Source organism: Pseudomonas sp. 2FE (assembly GCF_005503735.1).
Lineage (GTDB): Bacteria > Pseudomonadota > Gammaproteobacteria > Pseudomonadales > Pseudomonadaceae > Aquipseudomonas.
Window position 1 is genome coordinate 938,307 of sequence record NZ_SCMO01000001.1, and the last position, 22,996, is coordinate 961,302.

A 22,996-nucleotide genomic window follows, 5' to 3' on the forward strand; every position below is an offset into this window, starting at 1 on the left:
TTGATGCGGACGCCAATTCCGGCGCCCGGCTTCCCCCGATTGGATGGCGTTGATCACCGATGTCCAGGTTTTTGCTCCGGCTTATCGAAACAGACGACCCCGCAACCTTTCAGCAAGCCATCGGCTGGCTGTTCGGTTTTGTGCGCCCGCACCTGCGCGCCATCCTCGGCCTGTTGGCGCTCTCGCTAAGCGCTTCGCTGCTGGTGTTGGCGCAGCCTTGGCTGACCAAGATGCTGATCGACGACGGCTTGTTGGCCAAGGACTTCGGCGTGTTGCTGAAGGTGGCACTGGCGATGATTGCGGTGGGCATTTTCAGCACGCTGCTGGCCGGGATTAACCGCTACCTGCACACGCGCTTGTCCGGGCGGATTCTGTTCGCCCTGCGCGATGCGCTGTACCAGCACTTGCAGCAGCTGTCGCCGGCGTTTTACGGGCGCAAACGGATCGGCGATCTGCTCTCGCGGCTGGATGGCGATGTCGCGGAAATCCAGCGCTTTGCCGTGGATTCGCTATTCTCGGCGGTCTCCAGCGTGATCGGCCTGCTTGGCGCGGTGGCCTTGCTGTTGACGCTGAACTGGAAGCTCTCGCTGATAGTCGCCCTGTTGATCCCGCTGGAAGTCCTCTGGTTGCGCTGGATGCGCCGCAAGGTCGAACGCAATGTGCGCCAGTTGCGCGAGCGCTCGGCGGATGTCTCCTCGTTCCTGGTGGAAACCCTGCCGGCGATGAAGTTCATCCAGTCCGCCGGCCAGCAGCGGCGCGAATCCCATCGCCTTAAGCATCTGGGCGACAGCTATATGAGCCAGCTGCTGAAGTTGCAGGTGACCGAGTTTTTCACCAACGCGGTGCCGGGCACGCTGACCTCGCTCTCCCGCGCCGGGGCCTTTCTGATCGGCGGCTATTGGGTGATCCAGGGCACCTGGCAACTGGGCGCGCTGATCGCTTTTTCCACCTATCTGGGCATGGCCGTGGGGCCAGTACAGAGCCTACTGGGTTTGTACGTGGCCTTACAGCGCATGACTGTCAGTCTCGGGCGGGTGATGGAGCTCAAGCGCGAGCCGGCGCAGGTCAGCCAGCCGGCGCAGCCCCGCGATTTGCCGGCTGGTGTGGGTGACTTGAGCTTCGAGAACGTCTGGTTCGGCCACGACCAGCGCGCGCAGCCGGTGTTGCGCGGGATCGACGCGCAGATTCCGGGCGGGCTGAAAGTAGCCATCAGCGGGGCCTCGGGGGTCGGTAAGTCGACGCTGATCGACCTCTTGCAGCGGTTCTACGATCCGGATCAGGGCTGTATCCGCCTGGAAGGCATCGACTTGCGGGAGCTGGATCTATTTGCCCTGCGCCAGCGCATCGCCGTGGTCAGCCAGGACATCGTGCTGTTTCGCGGCAGCCTGGCCGACAACCTCAGCTACAGCGCACCCCAGGCCAGCCGCGTGGAAATCGAGAAGGTCGCCCGATTGGCACAGCTCGACAGCTTGATCGAGTCCATGCCGCACGGGCTGGACAGTCAACTCGGCGAACGTGGCCAGCAACTTTCCGGCGGCCAGAAACAACGCATAGCTATTGCCCGCGCCTTGCTGCAGGACCCATTGATTCTGGTGCTGGATGAGGCCACCTCGGCTGTCGATGAGGCCACCGAACGAGAGGTGATAGCCGCCATCGACCAGCTGTTCATTGGCCGTACGCGGATTCTCATCAGCCACCGGCCCTCGACCCTGGCGCAAGCCGAACTTCGCTTCGAGCTGCACGACGGCCAGTTGTTGGCCTGCGCTATTGAGGAGCCCGTGCTACATGGCCGCTGAGTTGCGCATCGGCATCATCGACAGCGGCCATAGCGCCGCGCAGGCCGCCCAGGTGCTGGTCGCGCGGCGTTTCTGGCTGGCGGATGACAGCCTGCAGGAGGGCGCGGCCCAACTGGATTGCCTCGGGCACGGCACGGCGGTGCTGGCCGCCATCGCCGAGCGGGCGGCTGCCGGGCAGTTTTGCCTGGCGCAGGTGTTTAGCGAGCGCTGGCTGACCAGCCCGCTGCAAATCGCCGCGGCGATTTACTGGCTGATGGAGCAGGACGTGGCGCTGATCAACCTGAGCCTCGGCGTACGCCAGGACCGCCCGTTACTGCGTGAAGCCTGCGCGGCCGCACAGGCAGCCGGCATCCTGCTCTGCGCGGCCAGCCCGGCGCGCGGTGAGCCGGTGTTTCCGGCGAGCTATCCCGGTGTGCTGCGGGTCACCGGCGATGCGCGCTGTGCGGGTGGGCAATGGTCCTGGCTGAACAGCCCGCAGGCGGATTTCGGCGCGCCGGTGGCCTCGACCAGCGGCGATCTGGCCGGCGCCAGTATTGCCAGTGCAGTGCTTAGCGGGCATGCCGCGGCTTATCTGCTGGAGCATCCCGCAGCCAGCGTGCCGGCGCTGCTCGAACATCTGCGCAGCCAGGCCGCCTTTGTCGGCCCGGAGCGGCGTGGGCTGGTGTCTTGATGGACAAACAGCGTGATGAATAAACAGATAGTCGTGCTCGGCGCCGGCCCGGCCGGCGCGGCGGTGGCGCTGGGGCTCAAACGCCTGGGCTATGGGGTGTGCGTGGTCAGTGAATGGCGGCGCTTCGCGGCGCTGGAAGGGGTCTCCCAGCGAGTGCTGGAGGGCTTGCGCCAGGCCGGGCTGCACCAGGCGCTGGCCAGTGCCGGCGCGGCTTCGCCCCGGCAGGTGCAGTGGAACGGCGAAGCCCATGCGCCGAATGTGGAGCATCTGCTGGATAGGCCGGTGTTCGATGCGGCGATCCGCCAGGATCTGTTGGCGGCCGGCGTCGAGCTGATCGAGGCGCGGGTGCGCGAGCTGAGTTCGACTGCCGCGGGCCATCGCCTGCAACTGGATAGCACCAGCGGCCCGCTGAGCTGTCACGCCGATTTCCTGGTGGAAGCCCGTGGGCGTCAGGCGCCGTTATCCGGCAAAGGTCTGCGCGGCCAGGAAAGCCTCAGCCTGCTCAATGCCTGGCAGGAAGAGCCCGGCCCGGCCCGCTCGGCGGTGGAGAGTCTGGCCGATGGCTGGGCCTGGATGGCGCGCCTGGGCGATGGCCGTTGTTTCTGGCAGCTGACCCTCGATGTGGCCAGCGCCGACTTGCCGGAAAAGTCCCGACTGGCGGAATTCTGCGCGGCCCAGCGTAGGCAGTCGGCTTTGGTCCGCGAGCTGTTCGGCGCGGCGGCGTTGCAACCGAGCGCGCTGCATGCCCGCAGCAGCACGGCCACGCTGTGCCTGCAGACCTCCGGTGATAACTGGCTGCGCGTCGGTGATGCGGCGATGGCCGTCGATCCGCTCTCGGGTAATGGCATCTTCCAGTCGCTGTCGTCGTCCCTGCAGGCGCCTGCGGTGATCAACACGCTGCTGCAGAGGCCCGAGCGGGCTGCATTGGCGCGGCAGTTTCATCAGCAGCGGGTGGAGCAGCTGTTCCTGCGCTTCGCCCGAATCGGCCGGGATTTTTACGCCATGGAACAACGGTGGGCCGCGCGGCCGTTCTGGCAGAGTCGACGCCACTGGCCGGATGATTTGCCGCTGCACCAGCCGGCGGATTACGCGAGCCTGCGGGTGGCGCGGGCGCCGGTGATCCATGGCGAGCTGATCGACGAGGCGGAGGTGGTGATAACCGCGGATCAGCCGCTGGGGATCTGGCATCTGCAGGGGATAGAGCTGGCGCCGCTAGTGCGGGCGCTGCAGTCCGCGCCGCTAGCCGAGGTGCTGGCACCGCTGGCCGTGGCGCAACAGCGGATGGTCTACGGCTGGCTGCATAGCCAAGGCTATCGCCAGGGGTAGCGGTTTATCCGCGCTGAATGCGTGCCGGGCTTTGCGTAGGGCGTACTCGCCGAAGGCAGTACGCCGCAACTGCGTCCTCGCCGGAAATGGCGGGCTTTGCCGGAAATGACGGACTGTTCGCTGCGCTCCTGAGTCCGCCCTACGGTTCGGTCCCAAAAGGGGGAAACGGTTTTACCCTTCCCCCTTTTGGCGTTTACAGCTTGATCAACACCGATTTCAGCTCGGTGTAGTGCTCGATGGCCGCCGCGCCCATCTCGCGGCCGACGCCGGACATCTTGTAACCGCCAAAGGGCAGGGCGGGGTCCAGGGCGCTGTGGCAGTTGACCCAGACCGAGCCGGATTTGATCCGCGGGATCATCCGGTGTACCGCCGCGAGGTTGTTCGACCAGATGCTGGCGCCCAGGCCATAGCGGTTGTCGTTGGCCAGGCGGATCGCCTCTTCGATATCGTCGAAGGGCATCGCCACCAGTACCGGGCCGAAGATTTCCTCCTGTACCAGCGGGCCGCGTTGATCGACATCGACAATCACCGTCGGTTTGACGAAGTAGCCGGGGCCGAATTGCTCGCCGCCGCAGGCGATGGTGGCGCCCAGCTCGCGGCCGCGCTCGATGTAGCCATACACACGCTCCTGTTGGCGCGCCGAAATCAGCGGGCCCATGGCCACGCTCGGATCCAGGCCGTTACCGAGCTTCATGGCGTTGGCGATGTCGGCGATGTCGGCGATCACCTTGTCGAAGTGCTTGCGCTGCACATACAGGCGCGAGCCGGCGCAGCAGACCTGGCCCTGGTTGAAGAAGATGGCGCTGGCCGCACCGGCGGCCGCCTGTTGCAGGTCGGCATCGGCCATGACGATGGTCGGCGACTTGCCGCCCAGCTCCAGGGTGACGCGGGTCATGTTGTCCATGGCCGCCCGGCCTATCTGCTTGCCGACTTCGGTGGAGCCGGTGAAGGTCAGCTTGTCGACATCCGGGTTGTGGCTGAGCGCCGCACCGGCCTCGATGCCGGTGCCGGTGACCACGTTGAAGACGCCCGCCGGGTAGCCGGCTTCGAGTACCAGTTCGGCGAGCATCAGGGCCGACAGCGGGGTTTCGTCCGCCGGTTTGAGCACCAGGGTGCAACCGGTCGCCAGGGCCGGGCCGAGCTTCCAGCAGGCCAGCAGCAGCGGGAAGTTCCAGGCGACTATGGCGCCGACCACGCCTATGGCTTCGCGGCGGATAAAGCCATGGAACTGATCATCCGGCATCAGCGGCATCGACACCTCGACGCAGGAGCCTTCGATCTTGGTGGCCCAGCCGGCCATATAACGCAGAAAGTCGATGGACAGTTGCACGTCCATCAGCCGGGCCACTTGCGCGCTTTTGCCGTTGTTCAGGCATTCGATCTCGGCCAGTACCTCGGCGTCGCGCTCCATCAGATCGGCCAGGCGCCACAGCAGGTTCTGCCGTTCCCGTGGGCGCATGCGGCTCCAGGGCGAATCGTCGAAGGCCTGGCGGGCAGCCTGCACGGCGTTGTCGACGTCAGCCTGGGAGGCGCGAGGCACCTCACTCAGCACTTCACCGGTAGCCGGGTTGCGCACGCTCATGGTCGCGCCGCTGGCGGCATCGAGCCATTGCTCGCCGAGCAACATTCTTTGCCTACGCTGAATGAACTCGAGCGTTTTCGGGTTGAGGGGTGGGTTAAGGGGCAGGGAAGAACTCATGGAATCAGCCTCGGTTAGTGCTCTTGGGTGACGGCTCTTTCGCAACCGTCATGCCAAACCTGGGTTGTTTCTATAAGTCACTGAAATTAAATGATCTTATTTTGATACTGGGGCTTGAATGGCAACCTCTGCTGTCACAGTTTGAGACGGCCTGAGACAGCCCTGGAACAGGCCGGGATACCCATTGCCAGGAGCTGCGCGACCTTCTGTCGCAGAGTTATACAGCTGTCGCGAATTTAAACGCCGGACGCTCGAGTCCTAGGCCTGAATATCGTCATTAAAATCGCTCATCCAGCTGATTTATAAGAGTTTTATAAACGCTGGCATGCAATGTGTATTTGCCATGGCAGTCGCACTCCTATGTAGCTGGGCAGTGGCGCCAATCATAAGAAAAAAACCGTGGAGGTCTGATTTTGAAGATGACACTACTCCGGCATTACCTGAGCGTCGGAACGCTAGCGCTGGCTGTTGGCGCCGCATTGCAGGCGCCCCAGGCCATGGCTGCAAGGGATGGCGCAACCATCCTCAAAGAGACCTGTCAGGGATGTCACATCCCGGAAGGCGACAACGACCTGAGCCGCATCAGTCATCAGCGTAAAACGCCCGAGGGCTGGCTGATGAGCATTGCGCGGATGCAGACCATGCATGGCCTGCAGATCGGCGACGAGGACCGCCGCTCCCTGGTGAAATACCTCGCCGACCAGCAGGGCTTGGCGCCAAGCGAAACCGATGGCGTGCGCTACGCCCTGGAGCGCCGGCTGAATACCGCCGAGCAGTTTGACGAAAAATTCACCCAGATGTGCGCGCGCTGCCACTCCGGTGCGCGGGTGGCCCTGCAGCGCCGCCCGGCCAAGGAGTGGGAACACCTGGTCAACTTCCACCTGGGGCAATGGCCGTCGCTGGAGTACCAAGCGCTGGCGCGTGACCGCGACTGGCTGGATGTGGCGCTCAAAGAGGTGGTGCCTGAGCTGACCAAAAGATACCCGCTGGACAGCCAGGCCTGGACCGACTGGCAGCAACAGCGCCCGGACGCGGCGCAATTGGCCGGCGAGTGGAGCTTCAGCGGCCACCTGCCGAGCAAGGGCGATGTGCGTGGCCTGATGAGCGTCGCGGTCAGCGGCAAGGATGAATTCAAGGTCAGCCTCGAGGGCCAGTACGCCGACGGCAAACCCTTCGACGGCAGTGGCTCGGCCGTGCTGTTCAACGGCTACGAATGGCGCGCCAACCTCAAGGTCGACGGGGTCGCCATGCGCCAGGTATTCGCCGCCAATGGCGGGGAAATCCGTGGGCGGATGTTCGAGACCGAGCACGATGAGCGCGGCCTGGACTTCGTCGCCGCCAAACAAGGCACGGCGCGCTTGCTCGCCGTACAGCCGGAGTACCTCAAGGCCGGCAGCGAAACCGAGCTGACGCTGGTCGGCAGTGGCTTGAGCGGTAAGCCGGGGTTCGGTGAAGGGGTCGAGCTGGTCTCGGTGCTGGAGCAGACCCCCGAGCGCGTGCGGGTCAAGGTCAAGGCCGCCAGCGATGCGCCGGTCGGCGTGCGGGTGGTCAGCCTGGGTGCGCTCAAAGGCGCGAGCCTGGCGGTGTATCGGCAGATCAGCGAGGTCAAGGTGGTGCCGGCGTTTTCGGTGGCGCGGGTCGGTGACAACGGCGGTTCGACGCCCAAGGTGCAAGGTCGCTTCGAGGCCGAGGCCTGGGGCCAGGGTGCCGACGGCAAGGCCTACCGCATCGGTTTCGTACCGGCCACCTGGTCTGTGGCGCCGTTCGATGAGCGCGCCGCCGAAGACCAGGACGTCAAATTCGCCGGCGTGATGAACGCCGCAGATGGCGTCTTCACGCCGGGCGCAGCCGGGCCGAACCCGGCACGCAAGATGTCCACCAACAACGCCGGCAATCTCAAGGTCATAGCCGCAGTCACCGAAGGCGAGCAGTCCCTCAAGGGTGAAGGCCAGATGATCGTTACCGTGCAACGCTGGAACAACCCACCCATCCCTTGATCGCGCAGCACCTGGGCGGGCGCCGCTCGCTCAGGCCTGAACGGCTGGATTGAGAAGATTCTCGGAGGTTGTAATGGGCGCTATTTTGAATTTGGTTGAGCGCAATCTGCACGAAGTGAAGGTCGATGCAGAGCGCATGTTGTTCCACATTCCCAGCAGTTCGCTGTTTCAGACGGATGAGCTGACGGGCGGCATTATCGATGCACTGCGTGAGCAGGGTTGCTCTTCGGCTGAGCTGGTACAACGGCTGGCCGGGCGTTTCGCCGATGCCGAGGTGGACGAAACGCTGCGTGACCTGATGGCGCTGGAGGTGGTCAGCGACGGCTCGCCGCTGACGCCGGACATCACCGCCAAGCGGGTCGAGCGGATTGCCTTGAATACCCTGGTGTTGAACGTCAACACCGGCTGCAACCTGAGCTGCACCTATTGCTATAAGGAAGACCTGGACAAGCCGTCCGCCGGCAAGAAGATGCAGCTGGACACCGCCATCGCCTCGGTGGAGATGCTGCTCAAGGAGTCGCCGGACGAGCAGCGTTACACCGTGGTGTTCTTCGGCGGCGAGCCGCTGAGCAACCGCAAGCTGATCGAACAGATGGTCGACTACTGCGAGCAGCGCTTCGCCGAGCTGGGCAAGTTCGTCGAGTTCGTCATGACCACCAACGCCACCTTGCTGACCGAAGAAGTCGCCGACTACCTGAATCGCCACCGTTTCGGTCTGTCCATCAGCATCGATGGGCCGAAGACCGTGCATGACCGCAACCGCATCACCGTGGGCGGGCAGGGCACCTATGAGGTGGTCAGGAAAAAAGCCGAGATGCTCCTGGCGCGCTACAACAGTCGGCCGGTCGGCGCCCGGGTGACCCTGACGCGGGGCATCACCGACGTCGAGCACATCTGGGATCACCTGTTCAATGAGTTGGGGTTTGCCGAAGTCGGCTTTGCCCCCGTGACCTCGGGCGACCTGAGCGACTTCAACCTCAGGTCCGAAGAGCTGGTCGAGGTCTTCGCCAATATGAAGGCGCTCGGCCGGCGTTATCTGGAGGCCGCGCTGGAGCACCGCAATATCGGCTTCTCCAACCTCCACCAGCTGATCACCGACATCCACGAAGGCCACAAGAAGGCGCTGCCATGCGGTGCCGGGCTGAAGATGCTGGCGGTCGACCACAAGGGTGAGCTGAACCTCTGCCACCGTTTTACCGGCTCGGACCTGCCGACCTTCGGCAACGTCCATGAGGGGGTAAAACAGGTGGAACTGGGCGACTTCCTCTCCAAGCGTCTGGACCGGACCGACACAGGTTGCGAAAGCTGCCGCATCCGCAACCTGTGTTCCGGCGGTTGCTACCACGAGAGCTACGCGCGCTACGGCGACCCAACCCACCCGACCTATCACTACTGCGATCTGATGCGCGACTGGGTGGACTTCGGCATCGAAGTCTACAGCCGCATCATGGCCGGCAACCCGGCCTTCATCAGCAGCTATATCACTCCGCGGAAGGCGAAATGAGATGAAGCACCTGAAGCCGATCAATAACAAAGCACAAATACTGCAACAGGCCGCCCAGGAAGACCGTATCGAGGAGGTGCTGGCGATGAGCACCGTGGTTGGCTGTGCCTCGACCACCGATCCGGGCTGGGAAATCGACGCCTTCGGTGGCGTCAGCTCGCTCTGTCAGCCGATGGAAGCCGACCTGTATGGCTGCTCCGACCCCTGCTGGTGGCCCGCCCAGGTGCCGGACATGATGAGCACCTACCCGGACTGGAACAAGGATGCGATCAGCTCCAATGAGAGCTGGCGCAACCTTGACACCGTATTCCCGAAAGACAAGTAGTCGGTCAAGAACTAGTCGGCCCAGAACAAGAAGAGGAATTCCGCTATGTCGTTCAAGCACTCCGGCACCATCGCTGCCGCATTAGCCGCGCTGGTCACTTCCTGGTCCGTGGCGGCGTTGGCCGAAACCGGCCCCGCCCTGCAGTCAGGCCACGAATACATGGTCGTGGGCAACTATCCGAACAATCTGCACCTGGTCGATACCCAGACCGACAAGCTGTATAAAACCTGCAGCTTGCCGGATGCCTTCGGCCCGGGTACCGCGCAGATCGCTCCGGACCATAAGACCGCTTACATCCTCAACAACCACTACGGGGACATCTACGGCGTCGATCTGGACAGCTGCAAGCTGGTGTTCCATGCCGCGCTGGCGCAGAAGCCCGGCGAACGTGCGCGCGCGCTGTTCTCTATTGCCATCAGCCCGGATGGCAAGGAGATCTACAGCGTCGCCAACCCGACCCAGTTGGGGCTCGACCACTATGAAGTGCAAGCGCCGCGGCTGCAGGTCTATGCCGCCGATGGCGGGCTGGCGGCCAAACCGCTGCGCAGCTTCCCGGCACCGCGCCAGGTGACGGTGATGCAAACCGGCGATGACGGCACGCTGTATATGGCCGGCGCCGATATCTACAAGGTCGATGTGAACACCGGCAAGGTCGGCGTGGCAGTGCCCAGCCGCAACTGGAAACGCCCGCTCTACAGCCCGCCGGATGTGCTCTACGCCTGGGCGCAGCAGCCTTATACGCGCGACTTCAGCATTCTCTACACCGCGGCCAAGTTCAAGGATGAGAAGCAGGACATGGCGACTGCCGAGTTCGTCTATGGCTTCTTCAATATCGACCTGGCCACCGGCAAGAGCGAGACCGTGGATTTTGCGCCGCTGACGGAGATCTACTTCACCGCCATGCGCTCACCGAAGGACCCGAATCTGATCTACGGTGTGCTCAACCGCCTGACCAAGTACGACATCAAGCAGCAGAAACTGCTGGAAGTGGGTGAGCTGGATCACTCCTACTACCTAGTCGCACTGAACAAGTCGGGGAGCAAGGTCTACCTGACCGGCACCTTCAACGATGTGGCGGTGTATGACGCCGACTCGTTGAAGAAGCTGACTAATATCAAGTTGCCTGGCGGCGACATGGCGATCGCCTCCTCGCAAATCTTCACCCGCTAAACCTGCGGCGCTTCTAGCAAGTGTAGGGCGTACTCGCCGAAGGCAGTACGCCACTGGCTGGCGGACTGTTCGCTGCGCTCCTGAGTCCGCCCTACGGTTCTAAATGCAAACGCCTAATAAATACAAAAGTGGAATCATGATGTCTGGACTGAGTTATACCCAAGGTCGGCAGGACAAAGCCCTGTTGGCCATGACCATAGGCGAGGCTTTCGACCGTACCGTCGCACGCTTTGCCGAGCGCGAAGCGCTGGTGGTTCGTCATCACGGGCAGCGTTACAGCTGGGCGCAACTGGCCGAGGTGGTCGATCGCCATGCGCGCGCCCTGTTGGCTCTAGGGCTGCAACCCGGCGACCGCCTGGGCATCTGGGCCCCCAACTGCGCAGAATGGTGCATCACGCAGTTTGCCAGCGCCAAGGTTGGCGTGGTTCTGGTCAATATCAATCCGGCCTACCGCAGCAGTGAGTTGGAGTACGCCCTCAAACAGTCCGGTTGCACCTGGCTGATTTGTGCCAGCGCCTTCAAAACCTCGGATTACCACGCCATGCTCACCGGGCTCCTGCCCGAACTGGCGCAGTATCTGCCGGGTGAGTTGCGCAGCGAGCGCCTGCCGGAGTTGCGTGGCGTGGTGAGCTTGGCGGCTGAACCGCCCTCGGGCTTTTTGTCCTGGTCGGAGCTGAGCCTGCTCGCTGCGACCGTGTCGCACGAACAATTGCTGGCGCGCCAGAGCGAGCTGCACTTCGATCAACCTATCAATATCCAGTACACCTCCGGTACCACAGGTTTTCCCAAGGGCGCCACCCTCAGCCACCATAACATCCTCAACAACGGCTACATGGTCGGCGAGAGCCTGGGGCTGACCGAGCACGACCGCTTGGTCATTCCGGTGCCGCTGTACCACTGTTTCGGCATGGTGATGGGCAACCTCGGCTGCCTGACCCACGGCTCCACCATGATCTACCCGGGCGATGCTTTCGATCCGTTGGCCACCCTGGCGGCGGTGGCGGAGGAGAAGGCCACCGCACTCTATGGCGTGCCGACCATGTTCATTGCCGAGCTGGATCATCCGCAACGCGGCTCATTCGACCTGTCCAGTTTGCGCACCGGGATCATGGCCGGCGCCACCTGCCCGGTCGAGGTGATGCGGCGGGTGATCGACGACATGCACATGAGCGAAGTACAGATCGCCTATGGCATGACCGAAACCAGCCCGGTCTCCCTGCAAACCAGTGCCGATGACGAACTGGAAGTGCGCGTGACCACGGTCGGCCGCACCCAGCCACAACTGGAAAGCAAGATAGTCGACGAGGCGGGCAATCTAGTCGCCCATGGCCAGATCGGCGAACTCTGCACCCGTGGTTACAGCGTGATGATCGGCTATTGGGGCAATCCGCAGGCCACCGCCGAGGCCATAGATAAGGACGGCTGGATGCACAGCGGCGACCTCGCGGTGATGAACGAACGGGGCTATGTGTGCATAGTCGGGCGCAGCAAGGACATGATCATTCGCGGCGGCGAAAACATTTACCCGCGCGAGTTGGAGGAGTTCTTCTTCACCCATCCGGCGGTAGCCGATGTGCAGGTGATCGGCATTCCCGACCCGAAATACGGCGAGGAAGTCGTCGCCTGGATCAAGTTCCACCCCGGCCAGAGTGCCAGCGAAGAGGAGCTGCGCAACTGGTGCAAGGAGCGCATCGCGCACTTCAAGACGCCGCGCTACTTCAAGTTCGTCGAGGCCTTCCCGATGACAGTGACCGGCAAGATCCAGAAGTTCCGCATGCGCGAAATCAGCATCGAGGAGCTGAGCGAGGCTGCTTCACAACGGCAAGTCAGCAATCATCGGTGAGGACGGCTGGTGGCGACAGGATACCCAGTGCAGACTAGCGCTTTGCGGCAGCCGCAGCGGCTGCGCGCTGGCCCGCAACAAAGAACCTGTTCAAGGTCGTCGCGAGCGCCGGTCAGGCAAGGCGAAAACAGGCGAGGAAGCGGAGTTTACGAGTGGTAAATGAGCATTCCGAGCCGGTTTTCAACGCAGCATGGCCAAGCACAGCAGACCTTGAACAGGTTCTAAGCAGCCCCGTCACCATGAGCGTTCAGAAAGGCACCATCTCCGTCAAACAGGTCAATGAAGCCTTGCTTGAGCTGCGCCGGCGGGGGGGCGACGAACTGCCCCTGCTGACCCAGGCGGGGATTGCTCCCGAGCTGCTGACTAAACCCTATGGGCGGGTTTCGTCCGTGGCTTACTCGCGGCTCTGGCTGTTGATCGCCCAAGCCATGGACGATGAGTTCTTCGGCATGAACGCGCGGCGGATGAAGGTCGGCAGCTTCGCCTTCATGTGCCGGGCAGCCTTGCACGAGCCGACGCTCGAAAGTGCGCTGAACGCTGCGCTGCGCTTCCTCTCGCTGGTGTTCGATGACCTGCAACCGCTGCTGACGCGCAAGGGCGGGCTGGCGGAAATCAGCCTGCGCGAGCCGGCCGAGTCGCAGTGCCGGGCCTTCGCCTATTTCACCTTGTGGATGATAGTGCACGGGCTGGCCTGCTGGCTGACGGGGCGGCGCATCCCGATTCTGGCGCTCGACCTGCGCTGTACGGCGCCGGATTACCTCGAAGACTACCGGGTGATGTTCACCGACAATCTGCGCTTCTCCCGGCGCCAGAGTCGCCTGCTGTTCAAGGCCGAATGGCTGGATCTGCCGGTACGCCGCAGCCAGCAGGAACTGCGGGGTTTTCTCGCCGGCGCGCCGGCGAACATCCTGGTCAAGTACCGCGACCCGCAGAGTCTGGCGGCACGCATCAAAGCCTATCTGCGCAGCATCAAGCCCGAGCGCTGGCCGGATTTCGAGGCGCTGGCCGGGCACTTCTTCATGGCCGCCTCGACCCTGCGGCGCAAGCTGGCGTTGGAAGGGCAGTCCTATCAGTCGCTGAAGGATCAGGTCCGCCGCGATCTGGCCATCGCCCGGCTGGACCTTGGCGATGGCAACTTCAGCGACCTGGCTTTCGAGTTGGGCTTTGCCGATACCAGCGCCTTTTACAAGGCGTTCAAGAAGTGGACCGGCTCCACCCCAGGTCAGTACCGCGCGATCATGCACTCGGACTCGTCCTGAGCAGCCCACTCGCCCTGAATCGCGATTAACCCCTGCCGTATTCCTGCCTGCCGTCCAGCGGCTCTGGAGCCCGGGCGGCGGCTATTTAGCTCCCCGGGTAATCCCCCCTGAAATCAGCGCTCGGCTATTAATCTTTCGTGAACAAATTCCTTAAATTGTTCGGCTGGCAGTGCTGGGGAAAACAGATAGCCTTGGAAGGCCTGGCAGCCATGATTGACCAGAAAGGTGCGCTGAGCCTCTGTCTCCACACCTTCTGCAATCACCGCAAGACCCAAACTCTGGCTCAAGCTTACAATCGCGCAGGCGATGGCAGCATCGTTAGGATCAATCAGCACATCCCTGACGAAGGACTGGTCGATTTTAAGTTCATCTAACGGAAGGCTCTTCAGGTAAGACAGCGACGAGTAGCCGGTTCCGAAATCGTCTAAGGAGAGGCCTATGCCGTTCTCTTTCAATTCGACCATTTTGGCGACGGTATTTTCTATATCCTCTATCAGCAAGCCTTCGGTCAGCTCCAGTTTCAACTTCTCTGGATCGGCACTGGTGTATTTCAGTACTGAGAGCACTTCCTCAACGAAGTCCGGATGGTGAAACTGACGGGCGCTGACATTCACTGCCATGCTCAGCCGGGCGGTTTCTGGATGTTTTGCCCAAGCTACCAACTGAGCACAAGCAGTTTCCAGCACCCAACGGCCTAACGGCAGAATCAGCCCTGTTTCCTCCGCCACTGGAATGAACTCAATTGGCGATACGGTTCCGCGTTCAGGATGCTGCCAGCGCACAAGCGCCTCTGCCCCTATGATGCAGCCCCCATTATTCAACTGCGGCTGGAAATGAAGCAGGAATTCCTTTCTCTGCAAGCCTTGGCGTAAGTCTGCTTCCAGTCTGACGCGTGCCGTGGCAACCGCCTGCATTTCCGGATCGAAGAAACGCATGGTATTACGGCCAGCCGCCTTGGCGCGATACATCGCCAGGTCAGCGCGTTTCATAATATCGTCCACAGTGTTTAGCTGACCCTGAAACAGGGCAATGCCGACGCTGGGGGTGCTGTGGTGCTCATAACCATCCAGTTGGTAGGAAATGTTGAGCGAATTGAGAATTTTCTCGCCGATAGCCTTGGCCTGGACAGCTGCTTCTGGAGGGTTCTCATTAAGATCTTCCAGCAAGACCACGAATTCGTCTCCGCCCAGGCGGGCCACGGTGTCGCTCTCGCGTATGCAGCCGGAGAGACGCAGAGCAACTTGCCGCAGCAACATGTCGCCTCTGTCATGCCCCAGTGTGTCGTTCAGCGCCTTGAAGTTATCTAGATCAATAAGTATTACCGCGCTCGTATGTAGACTGCGGGCGCTGCCCGCCAGCGCGTGCTGTAATCGGTCCAACATAAGTCGCCTGTTGGCCAGCCCGGTCAACTGATCGTAGAAGGCCAAACGCTTGACCTCTTGCTCTGCTGACTTGCGGTGGGTGATGTCGGTGTTAATCGACAGAACAGACTGCGGTTGGCCACGGTCGTCTCTCACTAGAGTTCGGTGGCTTTCAAGCGTGATGGTGCAGCCATCCTGGCGTCGAAGCGTGACCTCACCAGCCCAATCGCCAGTTTCTATCAAGCTATTAGTGGCCAGATTGAAAGCGCTATGGCCTTGGTAGATTAACTCCTGTGCCGATTTGCCGAGTGCCTCTTCCTTTGACAAGCCGTAGAGACGCTCAGCACTCTTGTTCCAGTACAAAATGCGGTGATCCATCCCGTGAACGACAATGGCATCCTGGGCCTTGTCCAGCAACGATGCTTGCTGGCGGAACTGCTTCTCGCTTTCGCGCAGCTCTACAAGGTAGCCCTCCCTTTCTGCTGCATGTGACTCCATTTCGCGCTTGATCTTGCGCCCGTAAGCAACGGCCGCACTGACCATTAGCAGCACGAACGCCATAATCGCATACTCGACCCGGCGCAGTACCTCGACCGATTCCAGCTCTTCCTCTAGAAGCTTGCCTTGAATTAGGCCGACGCGCTCCCGCACAGTAGCGAGTGAGGCGAGCAACTTGGCATACTTCCTGTCCATTGTTGCCATGCGCTTGCCGGCATTGTCCGACTGGCCCTCCCTGAAGTAAGAAAATATCAGCAAGGCCTCATCGACCATTTTCACCATCGCAACGTCGACTGCATCCACCTCATCCTTCAATGCAAGAGTGAAGGTTTGGATGTCTGCACTGCGCTCAACTTGATTAGCGATCCGAGCTTGTAGCTGTTCTTTGGCCATTGCCAAATGCTCGTTGAAGGCACGCAGCGCTTCACTCATGTTCCGTGATTCGGCTTCGACCTCATGTGTATCGAACACATTGTTGCCCGGTGCATTGACTTCGGAGGCCAAGCTGCCCAGCGTTGAATAGCTCGACAGCTGTTGGACCCACGACTGGTTTGCCTTGATGGAACGGTGATAAGTGTCGACAATCTGGTGATTCAAGAGCACGCCCAGCACAACAACCAGCACGTCGAAACCCGCAAGGAAAAAATACATACGGTGCCATTTTTTCGAGCTCGAATTATTTGGGCTGGCGAGCATATTTTGCTTTGCGGCGCTTTCACTTTTGAAAAAATCCATTTCACGGTCTCCAAATACAATCTCTCTAAATGGGCCAATAAAAGTGATTTTCTGAAACTAATTAACCTATTCTGCCGGCACCCTAAACCTGAGAATAAACTGCACTTAGCATTAACCAACCGCTTTCGCTGTTCTGGGCTCACGTTGCTTTTCGTAAGCGGAATTTCCCGAGACAAGCAATAGCTCCCTAGGTTCGTTGGAAGTACATTTCGCTGGCAAACCGGTCCATATATGGACAAGGCTGTTCTTGTCCACCGGCTTGTGTGAATGGCCGATAAGGGTCAACTCCTGCCAGTGGTGAGCTGCTCAGTTGCCAATGATGCTCAGTCTCTCCAGCCTGAAAGATGAAAAATAAATCAGTGATGTCGGAGAGCCACTGGGTGCGAGCACCCAGGGGCCAAAAGGGGCAGGGCGGCTTACGCTCGCAAGTGACTCTGCCCCCGCTTAACTTCAGGACTTCAGCATGCCAGAGGCCTTGGCAGCGTGCGTCGCGATGGCATCCATCAGCACTGGCGACAGGCAGTCATAAGGCTCCAGGCCGAGTGCCTTCAGCCGGGCACGCACAGCACCCATGATGGCCGGATCCGCGCCCGATTCGATGATCGAGGAGACGAACGCGGCGAATTGCGGCGCGGACCATCCCGGCTCCGACGACAGTTCGGTGTGGATGAAGTCGAGCCCGTAGAAGGGATGCCCGGTGTTCTCGATCCGGCCGTACATGTGCACGCCGCACTTGGTGCAGGCGTGCCGCTGGATGGTGGCCTTGGGATCGACCACCGCAAGCTTCTCGGCATTGTCGGTGACCCTGAGCTTGTCGCGCGGCACCACCGCCACCACGGAGAAAAGTGCACCCTTCGGCTTCCAGCACTTGGTGCAGCCGCAGGCGTGGTTGTGGGCCGATTGCGAATCGACCCTCACCCGGACAGGGTCCTGAGCGCAGCGACAGACGAGGGTCCCGCCCGCGAAATTGTCTGCGCCCGCTTGGATGCCGTCGTCGACCGACGGATGAATCGAAAATGCGCTAGTCATTGCCCACCTCCCTAGTAGTCAAAGCGAGAATAGCGCAGAACCGGCCCCCTTGTTTGAGCCCCCCAGCCGCGAGGAACTCATGAATTGCGTTGCTGGTTGCGTGTTGTCCGTGCCGATCAAGAACCTACTGGCCACGACGTAACCCCGTTTTGAGTAGCGATTCGATCAATGAAAAACATAACGCTAGTGAAGCTTCATGGGGGACTCTTCATCAATAAAAAAGAGCAGGACCGCGCTGGGTACCTGCTCAAAAGGGGTTAGAGCGGGTAGTGGGCCAGTTCGCGGGCGATCAGCAGGCGTTGGATCTCGCTGGAGCCTTCGTAGATCTGGGTGATGCGTGCATCGCGGTAATAGCGCTCCACCGGATAGTCTTCCAGGTAACCGTAACCGCCGTGGATCTGCATGGCCTTGGAGCACACCCGCTCGGCCATTTCCGAGGCAAACAGCTTGGCCTGCGAGGCCTCCGACAGGCAGGAATGCCCGGCGCTCTTCAGGCGTGCCACATGCAGGATCAGCAGGCGCGCGGCATTGAGGCGGGTGTGCATATCGGCCAGCAGGTTGGCGATGCTCTGGTGCTCGATGATCGGCTGACCGAACTGTACCCGCTCGCGGGCGTAGCCCAGCGCCTGGGCGGCGATGCCGATACGCCCGCCCTCGAGGTTGGAGAGGGCGATGGCCAGGCCCTTGCCGCGTGAACCGAGCAGGTTTTCCTCCGGGATCACGCAGTTGCTCAGGGTCACCGCACAGGTATCTGAGGCGCGGATGCCCATCTTGTGTTCGCTGCGGTCGACCACGAAGCCGGGGTTGTCGGTCGGTACCAGGAAGGCCGAGAGGCCCTTCTTGCCCAGTTCCGGATCGGTGACGGCGAAGACGGTGGCCAACTTGGCACGCTTGCCGTTGCTGACGAACTGCTTGGCGCCGTTGAGCAGCCACTGGCCGTCACGCAGCTCGGCGCGGGTGCGCAGGTTGTGGGCTTCGGAACCGGCCTGGGGCTCGGTCAGGCAGAAGCAGCCGATCGCCTGGCCGCTGGCCAGCGCGGGCAGCCAGGTGTGCTTCTGCGCCTGGGTGCCGTACCTGAGGATGGGGCCGCAGCCGACCGAGTTGTGGATGCTCATCAACGCGCCGGTGGCGCCGTCGCCGGCGGAGATTTCCTCCACCGCCAGGGCATAGGCGACGTAGTCGATATAGGAGCCGCCCCATTCCTCCGGCACCACCATGCCGAGCAGGCCCAGCTCACCCATCTGCGCCACCAGGGCATCGTCGATCCAGCCGGCCTTTTCCCATGCCTGGGCCTTGGGCGCAATCTCGCGGCGGGCGAAATCGCGGGCCAGGTCGCGGATCATGCGTTGTTCTTCGCTCAGTTCGAGGTCGTGCATCGGGCATCTCTCTGGTTCTGTGGCACTGCTCAGGCCGAAACCGTGCGGCGGGATTTGCTGGCGGCCGGCTTGAAGCCGGTAAAGAAGTCGTGCACCCGTTCGGCGGTAACCGCCGCCAGGCTGGGCGGATTCCAGCGCGGGGTCTTGTCCTTGTCGATGATCAGCGCGCGCACGCCCTCCATGATGTCGCCCTTGGCGAACCACTGGCGACCGAGGTGCAGCTCCAGCTCGAAACAGTCGGCCAGCGGCAGCTCGCGACCGCGCCGCAGCAGCTCCAGGGTGACGCTCATGGCCAGCGGCGAGCGGCTATCCAGCAGCTTGACGGTTTCCTCGGCCCAGTCCTGAAACTCGGGGCGGGTTTCTGCCAGCAGCGCTGCGCGGATGGACGGAATATCCGCACCGGAGAAGTGCTGATCGATGGCCTGCCGCAAGGCTTTGAACTCCGCCCCCGGCAGCTTGTTGCTGCCCAGCGTGGCGAGCAGGGTGCGCAGGGCTTCCTGGGGATGGCTAGTCCAGGCCATATTGTCGAGGCAGCGATCGAACTCTAGGAGCAGATCGCTGGGTAAACACCAGTCGGCCAGGCGCGCATAAAGCGCATCGGCAGCCCGAACCTGGGAGCCGGTTACGCCCAGGTAGAGCCCCAGTTCGCCAGGCAGGCGCGAGAGAAAGTAACTCCCGCCGACATCGGGGAAGTAGCCGATGCCGACTTCCGGCATGCCCATCTTGACGCGCTCGGTGATCACCCGCAGCGAGGCGCCCTGGACCAGCCCCATGCCGCCGCCGAGCACGAAGCCATCCATCAACGCCAGGATGGGTTTGCTGTAGTCATGGATGTACTGGTCGAGGGCATATTCTTCCTCGAAGAAAATGCTGTGCAGGTTATCGCCGGACTGGTAGCTGTCGTAAAGCGAGCGGATATCGCCGCCGGCACAGAAGGCCTTTTCCCCCGAAGCGCGCAACACCACGGCGAGGACTTGCAGGTCCTCTTCCCAGGCCTGCAACTGCTGCCAGAGGGCGCGCACCATCGGCAGGGTCAAGGCGTTCAGTCCGCTCGGGCGGTTCAGGGTCAGGTGGCCGATGCGGTTGCGTACCGCAGCCAGGACGGGAGCTTCGATCTCGCTCATGCTCAGGCGTCCTTGCGGTACAGGTTGATGATCGCCGAGAAGTCCAGGCCGCCGTTGCCCTGGGCGCTGAAGCTCTGGTACAGCTGCTGGGTCAGGGCGCCGAGGATCACCGGCTGGCGAATCTGCTTGGCCGCTTCGCTGGCCAGGCCGAGATCCTTGAGCATCAGGTCGGTGCCGAAGCCGCCGCTGTAGCCGCGCGCGGCGGGCGCGTTCTCCAGCACCCCGGGGAAGGGGTTATTGATCTCCGAACTCCAGCAGCGGCCGCTTGAGGTGTTGATGATTCCGGCCAGGACCTTGGCGTCCATGCCCAGGGCCACGCCGAGGGCCATGGCCTCGGCGACGCCGACCATGGAGATACCCAGCAGCATGTTGTTCGCCACCTTGGCCACCTGGCCGTTGCCGGAGTCGCCGCAGTGCACGATGTTCTTGCCCATGGCGGCGAGGGTCGGCTGGGCTCGGTCGAAGTCGGCGGCAGTGCCACCGACCATGAAGGTCAGGGTGCCGGCCGTGGCGCCGCCGGTGCCGCCGGAGACCGGCGCATCGAGCATCGGGTTGCCGTGCTCGGCGGCTGCGGCGGCGACTTCGCGGGCGCTGAGCGGATCGATGGTCGAGCAGTCGATCAGCATGACCCCGGCACGGAGGTTGGCGAGCAGACCGTCCTCGCCCAGGTAGACGCTTTTCACCTGGGCGGCGGCGGGCAGCATGGTGATGATCAGCTCGACATTCGCCCGGGCCACGGCGGCGGGCGAGGCGGCGGCAGCGGCGCCGAGTTCGACCAGAGCGGCAATGGCCGGGGAGGCCGGATCGAATACGCTCAGCTGGTGACCCGCCTTGAGCAGATTTTGGGCCATGGGCCCGCCCATGTTGCCGAGACCGAGAAAGCCGATATGCATGGTGGATACCTCTTGTGTTGGTTCTTGTCGGGTTTCAGCGATGCTTGAACTGCGCCGGGCGCTTCTCGACAAAGGCGGCCATGCCTTCCTTCTGGTCGGCGGTGGCGAACACCGAATGGAACAGCCGGCGCTCGAAGCGCACGCCTTCGCTGAGGCTGATCTCGAAGGTGCGGTTGATACTTTCCTTGACCATCATGGTGCTGGGCAACGATTTGTCTGCGATGGCATGGGCGGCCTTGAGGGTTTCCTCCAGCAGGGTTTCTGCCGGCAGAACACGGGCCACCAGGCCGGCGCGCTCGGCCTCATGGGCGTCCATCTGGCGGCCGGTCAGGCACATTTCCATCGCCTTGGCCTTGCCGAGGGCACGGGTCAGACGCTGGGTGCCGCCGATCCCGGGCAGCACGCCGAGGGCGCTTTCCGGCAGGCCGAAGCGGGCGTTTTCGGCGGCGTAAATGAAGTCGCACATCAGCGCCAACTCGCAGCCGCCGCCCAAGGCGTAACCGGCTACCGCGGCGATCAGCGGCTTGCGCCGGTTGCCGATGCGGTCGGCGGCGGCGAAGAAGTCGTCCAGGTAGATCTGCGGATAGCACAGCTCGGCCATTTCCTTGATGTCCGCCCCAGCCGCGAAGGCCTTCGGCGAGCCGGTGATGACCATGCAGCCGATATTGGGGTCGCTCTCCAGGCGGTCTAATGCCAGGTTCAGCTCGGCGATGAGCTGCCCATTGAGGGCGTTGAGCGCCTGGGGACGATTCAGGGTGATCAGCCCGACACGCTCTTGGACGTCGAGCAGGATGGTTTCATAGGCCATGTCGATGGCTCCTGAAGGAGGCCGGCGCCTGAACGCGCCGGCTTGGACGGATCATTTCAAGGTGATGGTGGTGTTAACGGTGCCGCCGACCTCGTCCTCGTCGAACCAGCGCTGGGTGACGGTCTTGGTCTGGGTGTAGAACTGCACCACCTGCTTGCCGTACGGGCCGAGATCACCCAGCTTGGAAGCGCGCGAGCCGGTGAAGGAGAACAGCGGCACCGGCACCGGGATCGGCACGTTGATGCCGACCTGGCCGACGTCGATCTCTTCCTGGAAGTGCCGCGCGGCCGCGCCGGAGCGGGTGAAGAGGGCGGTGCCGTTGCCGTTCGGGTTGGCGTTGATCAGGTCGATGGCGTCATTCAGGCTATCGGCGTGCAGCACGCAGAGCACCGGGCCGAAGATTTCTTCGCGGTAAATGCTCATCTCGGTACTGACGTTGGAGAAGATGGTCGGGCCGACGAAGTTGCCCTGGGCGTAGCCGCTGACCTGCGGATTGCGGCCATCCAGCTCCAGCGTTGCGCCTTCCTCGATACCCATGGCGATCAGGCCGCTGATGCGATCCAGGGCCGCGCAGGAAACCACCGGGCCGATGTCGGTGCCGGCTTCGGCGCCGGCGTTGATCTTCAGCGTCTTGGTTTTTTCGATCAGCTCCGGCAACCAGCTCTGTGCTTCGCCCACCAGGATGACTATCGGCAGCGCCATGCAGCGCTGGCCCGCGGCACCGAACGCGGCGCCGAGCAGGTTGTTCAGGGTCTGCTGCTTGTTCGCATCCGGCAGCACGATGGCGTGGTTCTTCGCGCCCATCATGCACTGCGCGCGTTTGCCGTTGAGGATGGCGCGGTTGTAGACGTGGGTGCCGACCTTGGTCGAGCCGACGAAGGACACGGCCTTGATATCCGGGTGATCGCACAGCAGGTTGACCGCCTCGACACCGCCGTGGATGACGTTGAGCACGCCCGGCGGCACTCCGGCTTCCATCGCCAGTTCGACCAGGCGCATGGTGACCATCGGGTCCTGCTCGGAGGGCTTGAGCACGAAGGTATTGCCGGTGGCGATGGCCATCGGGAACATCCACAGCGGGATCATCGCCGGGAAGTTGAACGGGGTGATGCCGGCGCAGACGCCCAGCGGTTGCAGCAGGGTGTAGGTGTCGACGCCGCCGGCCACGTTGTTGGCCAGTTCACCCAATTGCAGGTTGCCGATGCTGGCAGCGTGCTCGACCACCTCCAGGCCACGGAACACATCCCCCTCGGCGTCCGGCAGGGTCTTGCCCTGTTCGGCGGTGAGGATCGCCGCCAGCTCCTTGATGTTCTCGCGGATCAGTTGCTGGTACTTGAGGAAGATGCGTGCGCGGGCGCCGATGGGGGTCTTGCGCCAGGTCTTGAAGGCTTCCTTGGCGCTGGCCACGGCGGCGTTCATTTCTTCGGTTGTGGCGAAAGGCACGCGGGCCAGGACTTCCTGGGTGGCCGGGTTGACCACGTCGCGCCAGTGGCTGGTGGTGGATTCGACCAGCTTACCGCCGATCAGCAGCTTGACGGTGGGAACGGTGTTCTGGATCTGTGCTTGCGCTGTCATTAGGACTC

The 22,996-nt window shown here is 62.4% G+C and carries 17 protein-coding genes; 9 read left to right on the forward strand and 8 right to left on the reverse strand.

Going from position 1 to position 22,996, the window contains the following annotated elements; translation table 11 throughout:
• Nucleotides 1-59: 59 nt before the first annotated feature.
• From FFS12_RS04380 to FFS12_RS04390, 3 genes are read left to right on the forward strand one after another with little or no spacing between them, the layout of a single operon-like run.
• Nucleotides 60-1,796 carry an ABC transporter ATP-binding protein gene (locus FFS12_RS04380; protein ID WP_137885682.1) on the forward strand — a complete coding sequence of 579 codons (1,737 nt, stop codon included), beginning with the start codon at nt 60-62 and terminating at the stop codon, nt 1,794-1,796.
• A complete protein-coding gene (locus FFS12_RS04385; protein WP_137885683.1) occupies nt 1,786-2,466 on the forward strand; it encodes a S8/S53 family peptidase in 681 nt (226 codons plus the stop codon). The genes FFS12_RS04380 and FFS12_RS04385 overlap by 11 nt, the downstream gene beginning before the upstream one ends.
• A gap of 15 nt (nt 2,467-2,481) precedes the next feature.
• The gene (locus FFS12_RS04390) at nt 2,482-3,792 is read left to right on the forward strand and encodes an FAD-dependent monooxygenase (RefSeq protein ID WP_171011820.1); all 1,311 of its coding nucleotides are present in this window, start codon (nt 2,482-2,484) and stop codon (nt 3,790-3,792) included.
• A gap of 193 nt (nt 3,793-3,985) precedes the next feature.
• Here the strand turns inward: FFS12_RS04390 and FFS12_RS04395 are convergent, their stop codons facing one another.
• Nucleotides 3,986-5,419, reverse strand: coding sequence for an aldehyde dehydrogenase (locus FFS12_RS04395; protein ID WP_372239448.1), 1,434 nt, complete (start codon nt 5,417-5,419; stop codon nt 3,986-3,988).
• Nucleotides 5,420-5,910: 491 nt separating this feature from the next.
• On the opposite strand from FFS12_RS04395, the gene peaA reads away from it, so the two are divergent.
• The 6 genes from peaA to FFS12_RS04425 all read left to right on the forward strand — a co-directional run bounded on the left by peaA (nt 5,911) and on the right by FFS12_RS04425 (nt 13,589).
• The gene (gene peaA / locus FFS12_RS04400; protein ID WP_137885844.1) at nt 5,911-7,488 is read left to right on the forward strand and encodes a quinohemoprotein amine dehydrogenase subunit alpha; all 1,578 of its coding nucleotides are present in this window, start codon (nt 5,911-5,913) and stop codon (nt 7,486-7,488) included.
• Between the two features lie 73 nt (nt 7,489-7,561).
• Complete coding sequence (gene peaB, locus FFS12_RS04405) at nt 7,562-8,992, forward strand: quinohemoprotein amine dehydrogenase maturation protein (protein WP_137885686.1); 1,431 nt, start codon at nt 7,562-7,564, stop codon at nt 8,990-8,992.
• A 1-nt stretch (nt 8,993) separates the two neighbouring features.
• Nucleotides 8,994-9,317, forward strand: a complete 324-nt coding sequence (gene qhpC / locus FFS12_RS04410; RefSeq protein WP_137885687.1) for a quinohemoprotein amine dehydrogenase subunit gamma — start codon at nt 8,994-8,996, stop codon at nt 9,315-9,317.
• Nucleotides 9,318-9,362: 45 nt separating this feature from the next.
• A complete protein-coding gene (gene peaD, locus FFS12_RS04415; protein WP_137885688.1) occupies nt 9,363-10,487 on the forward strand; it encodes a quinohemoprotein amine dehydrogenase subunit beta in 1,125 nt (374 codons plus the stop codon).
• Between the two features lie 139 nt (nt 10,488-10,626).
• Nucleotides 10,627-12,330, forward strand: coding sequence for an AMP-binding protein (locus FFS12_RS04420; protein WP_137885689.1), 1,704 nt, complete (start codon nt 10,627-10,629; stop codon nt 12,328-12,330).
• 239 nt (nt 12,331-12,569) lie between these two features.
• On the forward strand, nt 12,570-13,589 hold the full coding sequence (locus tag FFS12_RS04425) for an AraC family transcriptional regulator (protein WP_137885690.1): 1,020 nt from the start codon (nt 12,570-12,572) through the stop codon (nt 13,587-13,589).
• A gap of 113 nt (nt 13,590-13,702) precedes the next feature.
• On the opposite strand, the gene FFS12_RS04430 is transcribed toward FFS12_RS04425, so the two are convergent.
• The 7 genes from FFS12_RS04430 to FFS12_RS04460 form a co-directional block, all read right to left on the reverse strand.
• Nucleotides 13,703-16,183 (reverse strand): bifunctional diguanylate cyclase/phosphodiesterase, encoded by a 2,481-nt coding sequence (locus tag FFS12_RS04430; RefSeq protein ID WP_137885691.1) that lies wholly within the window; start codon nt 16,181-16,183, stop codon nt 13,703-13,705.
• A 450-nt stretch (nt 16,184-16,633) separates the two neighbouring features.
• Nucleotides 16,634-17,212 (reverse strand): S-(hydroxymethyl)glutathione synthase, encoded by a 579-nt coding sequence (gene gfa, locus FFS12_RS04435; protein WP_137885692.1) that lies wholly within the window; start codon nt 17,210-17,212, stop codon nt 16,634-16,636.
• Nucleotides 17,213-17,469: 257 nt separating this feature from the next.
• A complete protein-coding gene (locus FFS12_RS04440) occupies nt 17,470-18,588 on the reverse strand; it encodes an acyl-CoA dehydrogenase family protein (protein ID WP_137885693.1) in 1,119 nt (372 codons plus the stop codon).
• Nucleotides 18,589-18,617: 29 nt separating this feature from the next.
• A complete protein-coding gene (locus FFS12_RS04445; RefSeq protein WP_137885694.1) occupies nt 18,618-19,712 on the reverse strand; it encodes an enoyl-CoA hydratase/isomerase family protein in 1,095 nt (364 codons plus the stop codon).
• 2 nt (nt 19,713-19,714) lie between these two features.
• Entirely contained in the window at nt 19,715-20,605 is an 891-nt protein-coding gene (mmsB, locus tag FFS12_RS04450) for a 3-hydroxyisobutyrate dehydrogenase (protein WP_137885695.1), read from the reverse strand.
• 34 nt (nt 20,606-20,639) lie between these two features.
• Nucleotides 20,640-21,413 (reverse strand): enoyl-CoA hydratase, encoded by a 774-nt coding sequence (locus tag FFS12_RS04455; RefSeq protein ID WP_137885696.1) that lies wholly within the window; start codon nt 21,411-21,413, stop codon nt 20,640-20,642.
• Between the two features lie 51 nt (nt 21,414-21,464).
• Nucleotides 21,465-22,988: a CoA-acylating methylmalonate-semialdehyde dehydrogenase gene (locus tag FFS12_RS04460; protein ID WP_137885697.1), complete on the reverse strand. Its 1,524-nt coding sequence runs from the start codon at nt 22,986-22,988 to the stop codon at nt 21,465-21,467.
• Between the last annotated feature and the right edge of the window lie 8 nt (nt 22,989-22,996).